At 68.2% G+C, this 14689-nt stretch carries 17 protein-coding genes; 6 read left to right on the top strand and 11 right to left on the bottom strand.

The features are described from left to right. Positions 1-76 precede the first annotated feature (76 nt). The 3 genes from V8246_RS03470 to V8246_RS03460 form a co-directional block, all read right to left on the bottom strand. On the bottom strand, positions 77-637 hold the full coding sequence (locus tag V8246_RS03470) for a nucleoside deaminase (RefSeq protein WP_336187919.1): 561 nt from the start codon (positions 635-637) through the stop codon (positions 77-79). Next, positions 637-1056, bottom strand: coding sequence for a hypothetical protein (locus tag V8246_RS03465; RefSeq protein WP_336187918.1), 420 nt, complete (start codon positions 1054-1056; stop codon positions 637-639). Before V8246_RS03465 ends, V8246_RS03470 begins: the two co-directional genes overlap by 1 nt. 76 nt (positions 1057-1132) lie before the next feature. After that, complete coding sequence (locus tag V8246_RS03460) at positions 1133-2890, bottom strand: glutamine--tRNA ligase/YqeY domain fusion protein (protein ID WP_336187917.1); 1758 nt, start codon at positions 2888-2890, stop codon at positions 1133-1135. A gap of 94 nt (positions 2891-2984) precedes the next feature. Between V8246_RS03460 and V8246_RS03455 the strand changes: the two genes are divergently transcribed. The 3 genes from V8246_RS03455 to msrA are packed head-to-tail and all read left to right on the top strand — an operon-like array spanning position 2985 to position 4642. Continuing rightward, positions 2985-3659, top strand: a complete 675-nt coding sequence (locus tag V8246_RS03455) for a glutathione S-transferase family protein (protein ID WP_336187916.1) — start codon at positions 2985-2987, stop codon at positions 3657-3659. 32 nt (positions 3660-3691) lie between these two features. Next, positions 3692-3961 carry a DUF2007 domain-containing protein gene (locus V8246_RS03450; protein WP_336187915.1) on the top strand — a complete coding sequence of 90 codons (270 nt, stop codon included), beginning with the start codon at positions 3692-3694 and terminating at the stop codon, positions 3959-3961. A 30-nt stretch (positions 3962-3991) separates the two neighbouring features. Continuing rightward, on the top strand, positions 3992-4642 hold the full coding sequence (gene msrA, locus V8246_RS03445) for a peptide-methionine (S)-S-oxide reductase MsrA (RefSeq protein WP_336187914.1): 651 nt from the start codon (positions 3992-3994) through the stop codon (positions 4640-4642). An 18-nt stretch (positions 4643-4660) separates the two neighbouring features. On the opposite strand, the gene V8246_RS03440 is transcribed toward msrA, so the two are convergent. The 7 genes from V8246_RS03440 to ahpC form a co-directional block, all read right to left on the bottom strand. Further along, positions 4661-5050: a hypothetical protein gene (locus tag V8246_RS03440; protein WP_336187913.1), complete on the bottom strand. Its 390-nt coding sequence runs from the start codon at positions 5048-5050 to the stop codon at positions 4661-4663. A gap of 1 nt (position 5051) precedes the next feature. Then, positions 5052-6023 (bottom strand): CapA family protein, encoded by a 972-nt coding sequence (locus tag V8246_RS03435; protein ID WP_336187912.1) that lies wholly within the window; start codon positions 6021-6023, stop codon positions 5052-5054. Between the two features lie 64 nt (positions 6024-6087). Then, positions 6088-7053, bottom strand: coding sequence for a transaldolase (locus V8246_RS03430; protein ID WP_336187911.1), 966 nt, complete (start codon positions 7051-7053; stop codon positions 6088-6090). Positions 7054-7165: 112 nt separating this feature from the next. Further along, positions 7166-7606 carry a nucleoside diphosphate kinase regulator gene (gene rnk / locus V8246_RS03425; protein ID WP_336187910.1) on the bottom strand — a complete coding sequence of 147 codons (441 nt, stop codon included), beginning with the start codon at positions 7604-7606 and terminating at the stop codon, positions 7166-7168. A gap of 111 nt (positions 7607-7717) precedes the next feature. Then, positions 7718-8689 (bottom strand): LysR substrate-binding domain-containing protein, encoded by a 972-nt coding sequence (locus V8246_RS03420; RefSeq protein ID WP_336187909.1) that lies wholly within the window; start codon positions 8687-8689, stop codon positions 7718-7720. Between the two features lie 56 nt (positions 8690-8745). Continuing rightward, complete coding sequence (gene ahpF / locus V8246_RS03415) at positions 8746-10332, bottom strand: alkyl hydroperoxide reductase subunit F (RefSeq protein WP_336187908.1); 1587 nt, start codon at positions 10330-10332, stop codon at positions 8746-8748. 231 nt (positions 10333-10563) lie between these two features. Then, complete coding sequence (gene ahpC, locus V8246_RS03410; RefSeq protein WP_187574488.1) at positions 10564-11127, bottom strand: alkyl hydroperoxide reductase subunit C; 564 nt, start codon at positions 11125-11127, stop codon at positions 10564-10566. A gap of 384 nt (positions 11128-11511) precedes the next feature. Between ahpC and prmC the strand changes: the two genes are divergently transcribed. The 3 genes from prmC (at position 11512) to V8246_RS03395 (ending at position 14008) form a co-directional block, all read left to right on the top strand. Further along, positions 11512-12384: a peptide chain release factor N(5)-glutamine methyltransferase gene (gene prmC, locus V8246_RS03405; protein WP_336187907.1), complete on the top strand. Its 873-nt coding sequence runs from the start codon at positions 11512-11514 to the stop codon at positions 12382-12384. A 30-nt stretch (positions 12385-12414) separates the two neighbouring features. After that, a complete protein-coding gene (pip, locus tag V8246_RS03400; protein ID WP_336187906.1) occupies positions 12415-13356 on the top strand; it encodes a prolyl aminopeptidase in 942 nt (313 codons plus the stop codon). A gap of 232 nt (positions 13357-13588) precedes the next feature. Then, positions 13589-14008 (top strand): DUF4019 domain-containing protein, encoded by a 420-nt coding sequence (locus V8246_RS03395; RefSeq protein WP_336187905.1) that lies wholly within the window; start codon positions 13589-13591, stop codon positions 14006-14008. 21 nt (positions 14009-14029) lie between these two features. Here V8246_RS03395 and V8246_RS03390 read toward each other — a convergent pair whose 3' ends face one another. After that, positions 14030-14584, bottom strand: a complete 555-nt coding sequence (locus V8246_RS03390; RefSeq protein ID WP_336187904.1) for an NUDIX hydrolase — start codon at positions 14582-14584, stop codon at positions 14030-14032. Positions 14585-14689: the final 105 nt, after the last annotated feature.

Raw genomic sequence — 14689 nt, 5'->3', positions numbered from 1 at the left:
TGAAGCGGAGGGCTGCGGCGCCTGCCGCAGTCACAGGGTACAGGAGAAGCGGGGGGAGGGCTTCCCTGCGTCCGGCTCAGTACCTGTCGCCGCCCGATTCACCGTAGCGGCGCAGCACGGCGCGCGCGTCGTCGCGACGCAGGTCGCGCACGACTTCGATGCCGCGCTTGTTGAGCTCGCCGATCCAGTCGGCCGGCAGCGGGCCTTCGTCGAACTCGGTCAGTTCCATCACGTCCTCGGCACGCGCGCCGATCAGCAGGCGGTCGATGCCGGCCCACACCGTCGCGCCGTAGCACTGGCAGCACGGCTGCGAGGACGTGGCCAGGACCACCGGCGCCATGCGTTCGTTGAGGCGCGGCGTCTGCAGGCGCTGCTGCGCCAGCATGTAGGCCATGTTCTCGGCGTGCGCCAGCGAGCAGGTGTGCGGCATCACCCGGTTCACCCCGAGGCTGATGACGCGATGGTCGGGTCCGAATACGACCGCGCCGAACGGACCACCGGAGTTCGCGTCGACGTTGCGACGCGAGAGCTCGATGGCCAGCGCGACCTTCTCTTCGTCGCTGGCGTAGGTCGCCGCGGGATCGACCAGGTCGTGGGTCCAGGCGGGCAGGGTCAGGTGGATCTGTTGGTAGAGCATTACCGGGCAGGCAGTGTCGAGGAAGAGTAATCGGATTCGCAGCGGCCGCTCACGCATTGGCACGCGGTCACGTCGGCGAAGCCGCAGACGCTCATGCGGCCACTCGCAGCGCATTGCGCCTGCACGCCCTGCGGGTCGGTAGAGCTGTCCTTGTTGACGCAGGCCGGCATGGCGCCGCAGCAGTTGCCCACGTTCTTCACCGCGCAGTCGGCGCTGGTCCGGCAGCTGTAGTCCACGGCGACGGCGCCGGCTTCGCGCGGTGGCAGGTTGCCGCCGGTCGGCTTGGGCGCCGGCGTTGATGCGGGGGGCGGATCGGTCGCCACGCCCTCGGAGGACGCCGGCGCCGCGCAGCCCGACAGCGCGAACAGGAACAGGCACGACAGCATGGCAGGCAACAGGCGCAGCGCGATGCGGGACATGGCGGACTCCTTCCTCGGTGGTGGTGCGCGCCAGCCTGCCTTTCGCCGCTTCAAGACGCGGTGAAAGGCGCCGGCATCAGGCCTTGGTCGCCCAGGTGTCGCGCAGGGTGACGCTGCGGTTGAACACGGGACGTTCCGGCGTGTGGTCGTAGCGGTCGGCGACGAAATACCCCGTGCGCTCGAACTGGAACGACTGCTCGGGCGCTGCACTGGCGGCCGCCGGCTCCACGTAGCCGGTGACCGTGCGCCGCGAGTCCGGGTTCATGTAGTCGCGGTAGGTCTTCCCCTCCGACTCGTCATCGGGGTTCGGCACGGTGAACAGGCGGTCGTACAGGCGGATCTCCGCGGCGACGGCGTGCATGGCGCTGACCCAGTGGATGGTGCCCTTGATCTTGCGCTCGGCGCCGGCCATGCCGGGACGCGACTCCGGGTCCAGCCAGCCGCGCAGCTCGACGATCTCGCCGGCGTCGTTCTTGATCACTTCATCGCAGCGCACGATGCCGGCGCCGCGCAGGCGCACTTCGCCGCCGGAGGTCAGGCGCTTGAAGCCCTTCGGCGGCACTTCCTCGAAATCCTCGCGCTCGATCCACAGCTCGCGCGAGAACGGCACGCTGCGCTGGCCGAAGGATGCGTCCTTGGGATGGTTGGAGAACGTCAGCGTTTCTTCGTGACCGTCCGGCAGGTTGGCCAGCACCAGCTTCACCGGGTCGATGACGGCCATGCGGCGCGGCGCGGCGGCGTCCAGGTCCTCACGCAGCGCGCCTTCCAGGATGCCGATGTCCAGCAGCGAGTTCTGCTTGCTGATGCCCACGCGGTCCACCATCAGGCGCAGCGCGGCCGGCGTGTAGCCGCGGCGGCGGATGCCCTGCAGCGTGGGCATGCGCGGATCGTCCCAGCCGTCGACCAAGCGGTCGTTGACCATCGCCAGCAGCTTGCGCTTGCTCATCACCAGGTAGTTGAAGTTCAGGCGCGAGAACTCGATCTGGCGGGGCTTGCTGGCTTCCTTCGGCAGGCCCTTGGCCAGCAGCGGCGCCAGCAGGTCCGGCGAATTCGCCAAGTCCACCTTGTCCACGCACCAGTCGTACAGCGGGCGGTGGTCCTCGAATTCCAGCGTGCACAGCGAATGGGTGATGCCTTCCACCGCGTCGCTCAGCGAATGCGCGTAGTCGTACATCGGATAGATCGGCCAGTCGTTGCCGGTGTTCTGGTGCTCGACGTGCTTGATGCGGTACAGCGCCGGGTCGCGCAGGTTGATGTTGCCGCTGGCCATGTCGATCTTCGCGCGCAGCGTGCGTGCGCCATCCGGGAATTCGCCCGCGCGCATACGGCGGAACAGGTCCAGGTTTTCTTCCACGCTGCGGTCGCGGTACGGCGAGTTGCGGCCGGGTTCGGTCAGGGTGCCGCGGTAAGCGCGCACTTCGTCCGCGCTCAGGTCGCAGACGAAGGCGTCACCCTGGCGGATCAGTTTCTCGGCGGCCAGGTACAGCACCTGGAAATAGTCCGAGGCGTGGCGCAGGTCGTGCCAGTCGAACCCCAGCCAGCGCACGTCGTCCTGGATGGCACGCACGTATTCGGGGTCTTCCTTGGCCGGGTTGGTGTCGTCCAGGCGCAGGTTGCAGACGCCGCCGAACTCGGCCGCGATGCCGAAGTCCAGGCAGATGGCCTTGGCATGGCCGATGTGCAGGTAGCCGTTGGGCTCGGGCGGGAAGCGCGTCTTCACCGCGACGTGGCGGCCGCTGGCCAGGTCCTCGCGCACGATCTGGCGGATGAAGTCCCGCTTTTCGGGGGCGGCATCGTCCGGAAGGTCGGCAGGCTGGGCGGCATCGTTGGACATCGGGAGGGCAGCAGGCTCAGGAAAACGCAAGTTTAGCCGGTCCGGCGCCCGGGCTGGTCTATCCTGAACGGCCCTCGTGCCTGCGAAACCGCCCATGCGCCTTCCCGTCCTGGTCATCGGCAACAAGAACTACTCGTCCTGGTCGCTGCGCCCCTGGCTGCTGCTTCGTCATTTCGGCGTGGCCTTCGAAGAAGTCCGCCTGCCGCTCGATACCCCGCAGTTCGCCGCGGAAGTCGGGCGCCATTCCCCGACCGGCAAGGTGCCCGCCCTGCACGATGGCGATGTGCACGTCTGGGACTCGCTGGCGATCTGCGAGTACGCCAACGAGCGCTGGCTGGACGGCCAGGGCTGGCCGCGCGAGCGTGCCGCACGTGCGGTGGCACGCGCGGCGGCCGCTGAAATGCACTCCGGCTTCACGGCGCTGCGCACGCAGTTGCCGATGAACAGCCGGCGCACGCCGGATGCCTACCGCTGGGACGCTGCCGCCCAGCGCGACATCGACCGCGTGCAGGCGCTGTGGCGCGCGCTGCGCGAGGCGCATGGCGGCGATGGCGAGTTCCTGTTCGGCGAGTTCGGCATCGTCGATGCGATGTACGCACCGGTGGCGATCCGCTTCGATGGTTATGGTGTGGAGGTGGACGACACCACGCGCCGCTACATGCAGGCGCTGTTCGCGCTGCCGGCGATGCAGGCATGGCGGGCCGCGGCGGCGCTCGAGCCTGAATCGGTGCCGGCCACCGACGCGTTGCGCAAGCCCCTGCCTGCCTGACCGGGTGTAGGCTGGCCGCGGAGGATGTATCCATGCGCGTGGTCTACCTGGCCGATAACCTGTTCGACGCCCATCTGGTGAAGCACGCGCTGGAGGAAGCGGAGATCCCGGCGTTCGTGTTCGGCGAGTCGCTGCTGGGCGGCATGGGCGAACTGCCGCTGTTCGGCGTGCTGCGCGTCTGCGTGCCGGACACAGCGTTCTCCGACGCGGAAGGCGTCGTGCAGGGCGTGGGACTGGATTCAGGCGGCAACGGCCCCATCTTGGAAGGCGACGACGAAGGCCTGGGCATCCTGCCGGCCTGATCCGCTTTCCCCCAACACACGAGGTTCGCCATGCTGGGTATCGGAGCCTACAAGCAGCGCATGCCGCGCGCGGAAGACATGCTGCCGGGGCGCAGCACGCCGCTGCCGCTGCACAACGTGCATTTCGTCAACGGACGCCCGCTGCGGGATGCATTCGACGGATTGCAGCAGGTCGAGTTCGGCCTGGGCTGTTTCTGGGGGGCGGAACGCGCGTTCTGGACGCTGCCCGGCGTGTACACCACCGCGGTCGGCTACGCGGGCGGCGGCACGCCGAATGCCACTTACGAAGAAGTCTGCTCCGGCCAGACCGGCCATAACGAAGTGGTGCGCGTGGTGTACGACCCGGCCCAGGTGTCGTTCGAACGCCTGCTGCAGGTGTTCTGGGAAAGCCACGACCCCACCCAGGGCATGCGTCAGGGCAACGACGTGGGCACGCAGTACCGCTCCGGCATCTACTGCCATACGCCGGAACAGCAGGCCGCGGCCGAAGCCAGCCGGCAGGCCTACCAGCAGACGCTGCGTGCCGCCGGCTACGGCGACATCACCACCGAGATCGTCTATCCGGCGCCGGCGTTCTACTACGCCGAGGACTACCACCAGCAGTATCTGGCCAAGAATCCGAACGGTTACTGCGGGCTGGGTGGCACCGGCGTGAGCTGCCCTGTCGGACTGGGCGTCTGATCCCACGCCCGGCCGGCATCAAGGCAGGTGTTCGCACCAGTACTGCAGTTCGCTGCTCTTGGTGGGTTCGTAGACGGCATGGAGGCCGGTGAAACCGCGTCCTTCCTGCTTCCCGGCGAACGGGGGCGCGTGCGTGGCCGCATGGATCAGCACGGGCTGGCCGGTGGCCATGCCGTAGACATAGACCTTGACGGCCTTGCCGGTGGCGACACGGTCCACGTAGACCGGCTTGAACTCGAAGTAGCGCCCGACCTTCGTGCCGGTCGCCCGGTAGGGATCGTCGGTCGGCGCCGCGTCGACGGTGAAGTGCTCGCCACCGTAGACGATGTGGCAGCGTACGCTGGCGGCCTGGGCCTGTACGGCCAGCGGCGCCAGGGCGAGGAGGGTCAGCAAGCGTCCGGCCTTCATGTCATTCGCCCGCGCATTGGTTGATGGTCTTCCGGTCGGGGCTGGCGCAGGGACTGCTGGCGGTCGGGTCCGGATGCGGCACGCCGTTGGCATCGAGCCTGGCCACGTGCGTGCGCCAGTCCACCACGCCGGTGCGGTCCACCCTGGCCGACAGCACCCAGCCGGTGGTCGTCGCGGGCGTGTCGAATCCGTTGAACAGGAAGTTGCCCAGGCTGTAGATGATCGGCTTGCCGCGGTAGTACTCGGCGCCCTGGGTGACGTGCGGATGACCTCCCACCACCATGTCGGCGCCCGCGTCGATCATGCGCCGGGCGAATGCGCGCAAGCGCGGACTGGGATCGGGTTCGTCCTCCCAGCCCCAATGCATGAAGGGGATGACGATGTCCGCCCGGTGCACGCGCCGCGCGGCGATGATGTCCTCGATCACGTCGTCGTCCTCGCCGCTCCAGGCCACGCCGGGGCGGCTGGCATCGGCTTCGAAGGAACGGGGCTTGAACTCCACATAGCCCAGCAGCGCGATGCGCACGCCGTTGCGCTCGACGATCCAGGGTGCATGCGCTGCCGTGGCATCGCGACCGCCGCCGAAATAGGGCAGGCCCGCCTTGTCCATCAGCGCCAGCTGCTCGGCGAATGCGGCCTTGCCGAAATCGCCGGAGTGGTTGTTGGCCAGGGACACGGCGTCGAAGTGCCGCTTCAGGACCGGCAGCGTGCGCGGATCGGCCCGGAACGTGTACGGTTTTCCTTCCGCGGTGCCCGTGGTCGCGACCACGCACTCCAGGTTGCCTATCCGTACGTCGTGCGAAGACAGCAGCGCCGCGAAGGGCTGGAAAGGATCCTCGCCGCGTGCGATCAGCTCGCCGGGCGTTTCCGCCACCATGATGTCGCCGACGAAGATCAGGCTGGCATCGTCCGATGACGCATGGGCCATCGGGGATGCGGCGAGGAGGGCGGACCAGAGCAGGAGGGCGCGCATGCGCCCGATCATCCCGTGTCCGGCGCGCGGGCGCCAGCCCTGCCCGCGTCGGGTCGGGGTGGCGTCAGGCGGACAGCTTCTCGCGGACGGTGGCGCGCAGCGCGGCCAGGTCCTTGGCGAAGGTCTCGATGCCGGCGGCGAGCTTTTCCTTCGCCATCGGATCGGCCTGGATCGCGGCGCCGAAACGGTCGGCCGTGACCGCCTCCGCGTTCACGCGCTGCGCTTCGAGGGGCGACAGCCTGCGCGGCAGCGGACCACGGTCCTGGTCCAGCGCCTCCAGCAGGTCCGGCGAAATCGTCAGGCGATCGCAGCCGGCGAGCGCCTCGATCTGCGCGGTGGAGCGGAACGAGGCGCCCATCACCACCGTCGGCGAACCGCGGCGCTTGAACTCCGTGTACACGCCGCGCACGAACACCACGCCCGGATCCTCGTCGATGTGCGCCGGGGCCTGCCCGTTGGCCACGTACCAGTCCAGGATGCGGCCCACGAACGGCGAGATCAGGAACGCGCCGGCTTCGGCGCAGGCGATGGCCTGGGTGGGGTTGAAGATCAGGGTGAGATTGCAGTCGATGCCTTCGGCCTGCAGCTGGCGCGCGGCTTCCACGCCTTCCCAGGTGGAGGCGACCTTGATGAGGATGCGCTCGCGGTCGATGCCGTGGTCGGCATACATCTGCACGAACTTGCGCGCCTTGGCGATGGTGGCGCCGGTGTCGTAGGCCTGGTCGGCATCGACCTCGGTGGAGACGCGGCCGGGGATCAGGCCGGCGAGCCTGGCGCCCACGCCGATGGTCAGACGATCCACCACTTCGTCCACCAGCGCGTCGCCGCCGCCTTGCGCGCGCGCCCAGGCCAGCTGCTCTTCGATCAGGTCGGCATAGACCGGCAGATCCAGCGCCTTCTTCACCAGGGTGGGATTGGTCGTGCAGTCCACCGGCTTGAGGCGCTTGATGGCGTCGTAGTCGCCGGTGTCGGCGACGACCACGGACAGGTCGCGGAGCTGCTGCAGCTTGGAGGGAGCGGAGTCGGTCATGAGCGGTCGATGGGGTGGGGGAAATCGGGCGACAAGTATGCCCTGTCCCGCAGGGGCAGGCCGGCTGCGGGAGCGTACTTTTCGTGGATTGACGCGATAACGCGGCTGCGGATCAGCGGTGCAGGTCGCCGCTGGCTTCGGGCTGGTAATCGATCGCGGTGACCCGCAGGCGCAATGGCCGGTTGCCGGACGTCTGCCAGTCGATCGTCTGCCCCACCGACAGTCCGAGCAGTGCGCTGCCGACCGGTGCCAGCACGGAGACCAGGCCGGTCTCGACGTTCGCTTCGTGGGGGTACACCAGGGTGAGGCGATGGTGCTCGCCGGTGAGCTCGTCTTCGCATTCGACGCGCGAATGCATCGTCACCACGTTGCCGGGCATGTCCTCCGGCGATCGCACGTCGGCGCGGTTCAGTTCGTCCATCAGCGCCAGCGCGGCGGGGTGCCGGCGCAGCACGGGGGTGTCGAGCAGGGCTTCCAGGCGGGACATGTCGCGGCTGGAGATGACGAGCGGGGGCAGCGAAGGCGGCAAGCCGCTGGTGCGGGTGTTGTTCATCGTGTTCTCTCTGGTTTTGGGATCGCGCAAAAGGAAACGGGCGACGCGTCGCCGCGCCGCCCATCGGGGTCCTGTTTTGCCTGCCTACCGTAGCCCGGAAGGCGGCCTGGTTCAAGCCGGGCGCGGAGGCGTCGGCACGGGTCCGGCGACGTCGGCCGGTGGTGCGGCCGGCACGGGCGCGTCCGGCTGGAAAAGCTCAGGCGGCAGTTCGCGGAACACCTGCGCGAACGCCTGCAGGAATGCGCTCATCGCCGAGCTCTTGCGCCACACCATTGCGATCCGTCGGCTGGGATGCGAATCGCTGAAGCCGAGCAGGTGGATGTTCGGCGAACGCGCCACGGGCGGCGTCACCGCCAGCGTCGGCAGCAGGGTGATGCCCACGTCCGCCGCCACCATCTGCCGCAGGGTTTCCAGGCTGGTGGCACGGAACTCGGATTTCTCGTTGGCGCCGGACAGGCGGCACACATCCAGCGCCTGCTCGCGCAGGCAGTGGCCGTCCTCCAGCAGCAGCAGCTGCTGCTGCGACAGTTCGGCCAGCGTCAGCGACCCGCGCTGCGCCAGTGGATGCGATTCGGGGACCGCCAGCACGAACGGCTCCTCGAACAGGAACTCGGTGTGCAACTGGTCGTCCGTCACCGGCAGGGCCAGCAGGCCGGCATCCAGCCTGCCCTCGCGCAGGCGCGAGAGCAGCACGTCGCTCTTCTCCTCGACCAGCAGCAGCTCCAGGTGCGGGAAGCGCGCGCGGATGCGCGGCACCACATGCGGCAGCAAGTAGGGCCCCAGCGTGGGGAACATTCCCAACCGGACGGTGCCGGCCTCCGGGTCCTGGCTGCGGCGGGCGGCTTCCTTCATCTGCTCGACCTCGGCCACGATGCGGCGCGCACGCTCGGCGGCATCGCGGCCGGCGGGCGTCAGCATGACCTTGCGCGGCGCGCGCTCCACCAGCGGCACGCCCAGTTCGTCCTCCAGCTTCTTGATCTGGGTGGAAAGCGTGGGCTGGCTGACGTAGCACGCCGCGGCGGCACGACCGAAATGCTTGTGGTCGGCCAGGGCCACCAGGTACTTCAGGTCGCGCAGATTCATCGGAACCCTCCCTCAAGGCGCGCGGAGCGGCGCGGGCGCACCGCCCGCGCGATGCATCATGCCGCCACGGCGTCCGGAGTTTCCACCGGGGCGGAACTGCGGATCAGGTGGTCGAAGGCGCTGAGGGCGGCTTTCGAACCCTCGCCCATGGCGATGACGATCTGCTTGTACGGTACGGTGGTCGCATCGCCGGCGGCGAACACGCCCGGCACGCTGGTCTGGCCGCGGTCGTCGATGACGATCTCGCCGCGCGGGCTCAGTTCCACGACGCCCTTGAGCCATTCGGTGTTGGGCAGCAGGCCGATCTGCACGAAGATGCCCTCCAGTTCCACGCGGTGCGTATCGCCGCCCACGCGGTCCTTGTAGACCAGTCCGGTGACCTTGCTGCCGTCGCCCAGCACCTCGGTGGTCTGCGCGCTGGTGACCACGCGCACGTTGGGCAGGCTGTGCAGCTTGCGCTGCAGCACCTCGTCGGCGCGCAGTTTGCCGTCGAATTCGATCAGGGTGACCTGGGCCACGATGCCGGCCAGGTCGATGGCCGCCTCGACGCCGGAGTTGCCGCCGCCGATCACCGCCACGCGCTTGCCCTTGAACAGCGGGCCATCGCAGTGCGGGCAGTAGGCCACGCCCTTGTTGCGGTACTCGTTCTCGCCGGGCACGTTCATCTGCCGCCAGCGCGCGCCGGTGGACAGGATCACGGTCTTCGACTTCAACGACGCGCCGTTGGCGAGCTGTACTTCGACCAGGCCATCGGCACCGGCCGGCACCAGCTTCTCCGCGCGCTGCAGGTTCATCACGTCGACCTGGTAGTCCTTGACGTGCTGTTCCAGCGCGGCGGCCAGCTTCGGGCCTTCGGTGTAGGGCACGGAGATGAAATTCTCGATGGCCATCGTGTCCAGCACCTGGCCGCCGAAGCGCTCGGCCGCCACACCGGTACGGATGCCCTTGCGCGCGGCGTAGATCGCGGCCGCCGCGCCGGCGGGGCCGCCGCCGACGACAAGCACGTCGTACGGCGCCTTGGCCTTGATCTTCTCGGCCTCGCGCTGGCCTGCGTTCGTATCCAGCTTGGCGACGATCTCCTCCACGCCCATGCGGCCGGCGCCGAACACGTCGCCGTTGAGGAAGATGGTCGGCACCGACATCACTTCGCGCTGCTCGACTTCCTGCTGGAACAGCGCGCCGTCGATGGCCACGTGCTGGATGTTCGGGTTCAGCACCGCCATCAGGTTCAGTGCCTGCACCACGTCCGGACAGTTCTGGCACGACAGCGAGAAGTAGGTTTCGAAGCGATACTCGCCGTCCAGCGAACGGATCTGCTCGATCACGTCCTGCGCCAGCTTCGACGGATGGCCGCCGACCTGCAGCAGCGCCAGTACCAGCGACGTGAACTCGTGGCCCATCGGCAGGCCGGCGAAGGTCAGATGAATATCGTGGCCCGGCGAGGTCAGCGAGAACGACGGTGTGCGTTCGCCGCCGCGCTGCTCGGTGACGCTGATCCTGTCGGATACGTCCTTCAGGTCGTGCAGCAACGACTGCAGCTCGGCCGAGGCGTCGCTGTCGTCCAGGAACGCGGTGATGTGGATGGGGCGCACGGCCTTTTCCAGGTAGGCCTGCAGCTGCGTCTTCAGATTGGCGTCCAGCATGGCGAACGTCTCCGTGGAGGAATCGGGGGAAGTGAGGTCAGGCGTTTGCAGGAGCGGCATGCGCCGGGGGAGGGAGCCGGCCAGGGAGGGGAACCGGCAAGCGGCACATGCCGCTGCTGCAAGCGTCCGTCGGGGAGACCGACCTCCGGGCGCGTGGCCCGGAGGTGGTTCGATGCGTGTTCTTGGAGCAGGCGCATCCATGCACGGATGCGCCGGTGGTGCGGGGGCGACTTAGATCTTGCCGACCAGGTCCAGCGACGGCGCGATGGTCTTGGCGCCTTCCTTCCACTTGGCCGGGCAGACCTGGCCGGGGTTGGCGGCGGTGAACTGCGCGGCCTTCAGCTTGCGCAGGGTTTCCGACACGTCGCGGGCGATCTCGTTGCTGTGGATCTCGGCGGTCTTGATGACGCCTTCCGGGTTGATGACGAAGGTGCCGCGCAGGGCCAGGCCTTCTTCTTCGATGTGCACGCCGAAGGCGCGGGTCAGCTGGTGGGTCGGGTCGCCGACCAGCGGGAACTGGGCCTTGCCCACCGCCGGGGAGGTTTCGTGCCACACCTTGTGCGAGAAGTGCGTGTCGGTGGTGACGATGTAGACCTCGGCGCCGGCCTTCTGGAACTCGGCGTAGTTCGCGGCGGCGTCTTCCACTTCCGTGGGGCAATTGAAGGTGAAGGCGGCCGGCATGAAGATCAGGACCGACCACTTGCCCTTCAGGGTGCCGTCGGTGACTTCGACGAACTCGCCGTTGTGGAAGGCGGTGGTCTTGAATGGCTGGACCGGGGTGTTGATCAGGGACATCGGAAATCCTCGTGTGGAGTGGGATGGGTGTGGTGAAGCGATGGCGCCATGGTAGGCAGGGTCTATTGATATCTCAAATCGATTAATGGAATTGAATCAATAGGCTCAAGCTATGAAATCGTGAGGCACTGCGGATCTGACTCGGGAAGATGACCTTCCTGGCCTGAACCTGTGGCCCAACACGCTGTTTTTCAAGGGATTCACGTGGCAGTCGGCGCCGATTCATCGTGACGATCAGCGACAAGACTGAGGCGTTTCCGCGGCGAACGACCCTCGCAATACCGATGTCCGCGCGGCGGATGCCTGGACGCGATTGAGCACCATGATGGTGCGGTGCGGCGATACCCGGGCGCCGGCGCCCCGGCGGCCGGTACCATGCGTGCGATGACCGCCCACCAGACCCCCGTAAGGATCGACTCCGCCCTGCGTGCCGCCGCCGCGCGCCTACCGGGCCCGGAAGCGCGCCACGAGGCGGAACTGCTGCTGTTGCGTGTACTGGAACGCGACCGCGCCTGGCTGTTCGCACACGGCGACGCGGGCCTGACGGATGCCGACACGGCCGCGTTCGAAGCCTTGCTGACGCGCCGCATCGCCGGGGAGCCGGTGGCCTACCTGACGGGCCATCGGGGCTTCTGGACCCTGGACCTGAAGGTGTCGCCCGCCACGCTCATTCCGCGCCCGGAGACCGAGCGGCTGGTCGAACTGGCGCTTGAGCGCCTGTCGGCGGACACATCATGGCGCGTGGCCGACCTTGGCACCGGCACCGGTGCGATCGCACTTTCGCTGGCGAGCGAGCGCCCGCAGGCCCGTGTGATAGCGACCGACCTCAGCGCCGACGCGCTCGCCGTCGCCCGCATGAACGCCGTGGCGAACGGCATCGCCCATGTCGAATTCCGCCAGGGCAGCTGGTGGATGCCGCTGCGGGGCGAGCGCTTCCATCTGATCGCCAGCAATCCGCCCTATATCGCCGACGACGACGTCCACCTGATGCGGGGCGACCTGCGCTTCGAGCCGACGACAGCACTGGCTTCCGGTACGGACGGGCTGGACGCCCTCCGCGAAATCATCGGCGGGGCGCCGGGCTTCCTGGTGCCGGGCGGCTGGCTGTTGCTGGAGCACGGTTGGGATCAGGGCGCCGCCATCCGCGCGCTGATGACCGCTGCGGGCTTCGTCGACGTGGCCACGGAAGCCGACCTGGAGGCGCGCGACCGCGTGACCCTCGGACGACTACCGGAAGTGCAAGACACGAGCCGCTAGACTGTCGCTTTCATCCAGAACGGGCCGCCCATGCGCACGCTGTACCCCGACATCGAACCCTTCGACACCGGTACGCTGAAAGTCGACGACCGCCACACGCTGTACTACGAACAGTGCGGCAATCCGCAGGGCAAGCCCGTGGTGCTGCTGCACGGCGGGCCGGGCGCAGGCTGCAGCCCGAAGATGCGCCGGTTCCACGATCCCGCGAAATACCGCATCGTGCTGTTCGACCAGCGCGGCTCCGGCCGCTCCACACCGCATGCCGATCTGGTGGACAACACCACCTGGGACCTGGTGGCGGATATCGAGAAATTGCGCGAGACGCTGGGCATCGAACGCTGGCAGGTGTTCGGCGGCAGCTGGGGCTCCACGCTGGCGCTGGCCTACGCCGAGACGCATCCGCAGCGCGTCACCGAACTGGTGCTGCGCGGCATCTTCATGCTGCGACGCTGGGAACTGGAGTGGTTCTACCAGGAAGGCGCCAGCCGCCTGTTCCCGGACGCCTGGGAGCACTACATCACCGCGATCCCGCCGGTGGAGCGCCACGACCTGATCTCGGCGTTCCATCGCCGCCTGACCTCGGACGACAAGGCCACGCGCCTGGCCGCGGCCAAGGCCTGGAGCGTGTGGGAGGGCGCGACCAGCTTCCTGCACGTGGACGCCGATTTCGTCAGCGGCCACGAGGAGCCCGAGTTCGCCCTGGCGTTCGCGCGCATCGAGAACCACTACTTCGTCAACGGCGGCTTCTTCGAGGTCGAAGACCAGCTGCTGCGCGATGCACCGCGCATCGCCGACATCCCGGGCGTCATCGTGCATGGGCGCTACGACGTGGTGTGCCCCATCGCCAATGCGTGGGACCTGCACAAGGCGTGGCCCCGGGCGAAACTGGAGATCACGCCGGCCTCGGGCCACTCGGCGTTCGAAGCCGAGAATGTCGACGCCCTGGTGCGCGCCACCGACGCGTTCGCCTGAGGGACAGAGGCGGGACGGCGTGTGCGGCCAGGTCTGCGCGCACGCACGTTCATGAGGTGTGCCGGCACGTGAGTTGAGGATGGACGCGTGCGGTGCGCGGCGGTGCCGCCCGCGTGAGTCGGCGTGTATCCGCGCGCCGTTTCGCCTGCTGTGCCGTGTCTGTGTGTCCGGGGTCGCGGACGATTTCCGATGAAGCCTCTGAGCGCATGATGGCGAGGGTGCGATGGGGGCGATGGCAGAGCAGGACGTTGTCTCGGAGATCGGATCGCCCCGCATCGGGCTGGAGGATGTGGATGTCGCCCGGCTCGGCATGGCCGCCCTGCGCCTGATCCGCGTGGTCGAAAACGGCGATGTGGGGAAGATGTGGGATGCCGCCTCGGCGCTGCTTCGACGGCATCAGACCCGGGACGCCTTCATCGCCGCCATCACCTCGCATCGTCGCGCGCTGGGATGGGGCATGGAGCGGCGCTGGACTGCCGCGCGGATCGATCGTCCGCGCGGGGGGCGCGCACAGCCGCCGGGCACCTATGCCGTACTGGAGTTCTCCTGCCGGATGGGGGCGTTGGGCCTGCCGTATCGGGAGCGGGTCACGCTCCGGTACGAAGAGGGCGGGGTATGGCGCCTGACGGGGTATCAGGCCCGACCCGACTGAGTCTGTCCGGGCGCGGCCTGCTCAGGCGCGCGGTGTGCCGTCCAGGTGGTGGTCGATCATCCACAGACCCGCCCAGAGTTTGGCGTCCAGTTCATAGCCTTCGGCCATCTTCTGTGCCAGCCACGCGGCGGCGCGTGCGCGGGGAATCGCGTGCACGACGATGTCCTCGTCACCATCGCCGCCGCCTTCGCCCACCTTGCGCAGGCCGGTCGCGCGGACGAAGGCGATCTTCTCGCTGCTGCTCCCGGACGAGGTGGGGCCGATCATCAGCACCTCCGCGCGCGCGGCGGTCCAGCCGGTCTCCTCTTCCAGTTCGCGGATCGCCGACGCTTCGATGGATTCGCCGGCATGGATGTCGCCCACCAGGCCGGCCGGCATCTCGATGGTGCGCGCCTGCAACGGCACCCGGTACTGCTCGACGAACAGCACCTCGTCCTGCGGCGTCACCGCGACGATGATCGCGGCCAGCCCACCGGCGTGCGCGCGCTCCACGTACTCCCACGTGCCGCGCACCATCATGCGCTGGTACTTGCCTTGCCAGACGATGCGGGCCTGTTCCGGGCGTGCATTGTCCATTCCGTCGATTTCATGTTTCTGAACGGGAAGATGAGGCGATATGTGAGATGTCATGTCCGGTTCCTGTGCGCAGTGACGATAGCTAGCCTGCTGGAAATTGTTACA

The sequence above is a fragment of the Pseudoxanthomonas sp. F11 genome (genome assembly GCF_037046485.1).
GTDB lineage: Bacteria > Pseudomonadota > Gammaproteobacteria > Xanthomonadales > Xanthomonadaceae > Pseudoxanthomonas_A.
The sequence above is the reverse complement of the archived record's forward strand: the minus strand, read 5'-3'. Positions and strand labels throughout refer to the sequence as shown.

What these genes read in the sequence shown, in the direction of transcription:
- V8246_RS03470 (WP_336187919.1), bottom strand. Translation starts at nt 637, where the DNA reads ATGCTCTACCAACAGATCCACCTGACCCTGCCCGCCTGGACCCACGAC.
- V8246_RS03465 (WP_336187918.1), bottom strand. Translation starts at nt 1,056, where the DNA reads ATGTCCCGCATCGCGCTGCGCCTGTTGCCTGCCATGCTGTCGTGCCTG.
- V8246_RS03460 (WP_336187917.1), bottom strand. Translation starts at nt 2,890, where the DNA reads ATGTCCAACGATGCCGCCCAGCCTGCCGACCTTCCGGACGATGCCGCC.
- V8246_RS03455 (WP_336187916.1), top strand. Translation starts at nt 2,985, where the DNA reads ATGCGCCTTCCCGTCCTGGTCATCGGCAACAAGAACTACTCGTCCTGG.
- V8246_RS03450 (WP_336187915.1), top strand. Translation starts at nt 3,692, where the DNA reads ATGCGCGTGGTCTACCTGGCCGATAACCTGTTCGACGCCCATCTGGTG.
- msrA (WP_336187914.1), top strand. Translation starts at nt 3,992, where the DNA reads ATGCTGGGTATCGGAGCCTACAAGCAGCGCATGCCGCGCGCGGAAGAC.
- V8246_RS03440 (WP_336187913.1), bottom strand. Translation starts at nt 5,050, where the DNA reads ATGAAGGCCGGACGCTTGCTGACCCTCCTCGCCCTGGCGCCGCTGGCC.
- V8246_RS03435 (WP_336187912.1), bottom strand. Translation starts at nt 6,023, where the DNA reads ATGCGCGCCCTCCTGCTCTGGTCCGCCCTCCTCGCCGCATCCCCGATG.
- V8246_RS03430 (WP_336187911.1), bottom strand. Translation starts at nt 7,053, where the DNA reads ATGACCGACTCCGCTCCCTCCAAGCTGCAGCAGCTCCGCGACCTGTCC.
- rnk (WP_336187910.1), bottom strand. Translation starts at nt 7,606, where the DNA reads ATGAACAACACCCGCACCAGCGGCTTGCCGCCTTCGCTGCCCCCGCTC.
- V8246_RS03420 (WP_336187909.1), bottom strand. Translation starts at nt 8,689, where the DNA reads ATGAATCTGCGCGACCTGAAGTACCTGGTGGCCCTGGCCGACCACAAG.
- ahpF (WP_336187908.1), bottom strand. Translation starts at nt 10,332, where the DNA reads ATGCTGGACGCCAATCTGAAGACGCAGCTGCAGGCCTACCTGGAAAAG.
- ahpC (WP_187574488.1), bottom strand. Translation starts at nt 11,127, where the DNA reads ATGTCCCTGATCAACACCCCGGTCCAGCCATTCAAGACCACCGCCTTC.
- prmC (WP_336187907.1), top strand. Translation starts at nt 11,512, where the DNA reads ATGACCGCCCACCAGACCCCCGTAAGGATCGACTCCGCCCTGCGTGCC.
- pip (WP_336187906.1), top strand. Translation starts at nt 12,415, where the DNA reads ATGCGCACGCTGTACCCCGACATCGAACCCTTCGACACCGGTACGCTG.
- V8246_RS03395 (WP_336187905.1), top strand. Translation starts at nt 13,589, where the DNA reads ATGGCAGAGCAGGACGTTGTCTCGGAGATCGGATCGCCCCGCATCGGG.
- V8246_RS03390 (WP_336187904.1), bottom strand. Translation starts at nt 14,584, where the DNA reads ATGGACAATGCACGCCCGGAACAGGCCCGCATCGTCTGGCAAGGCAAG.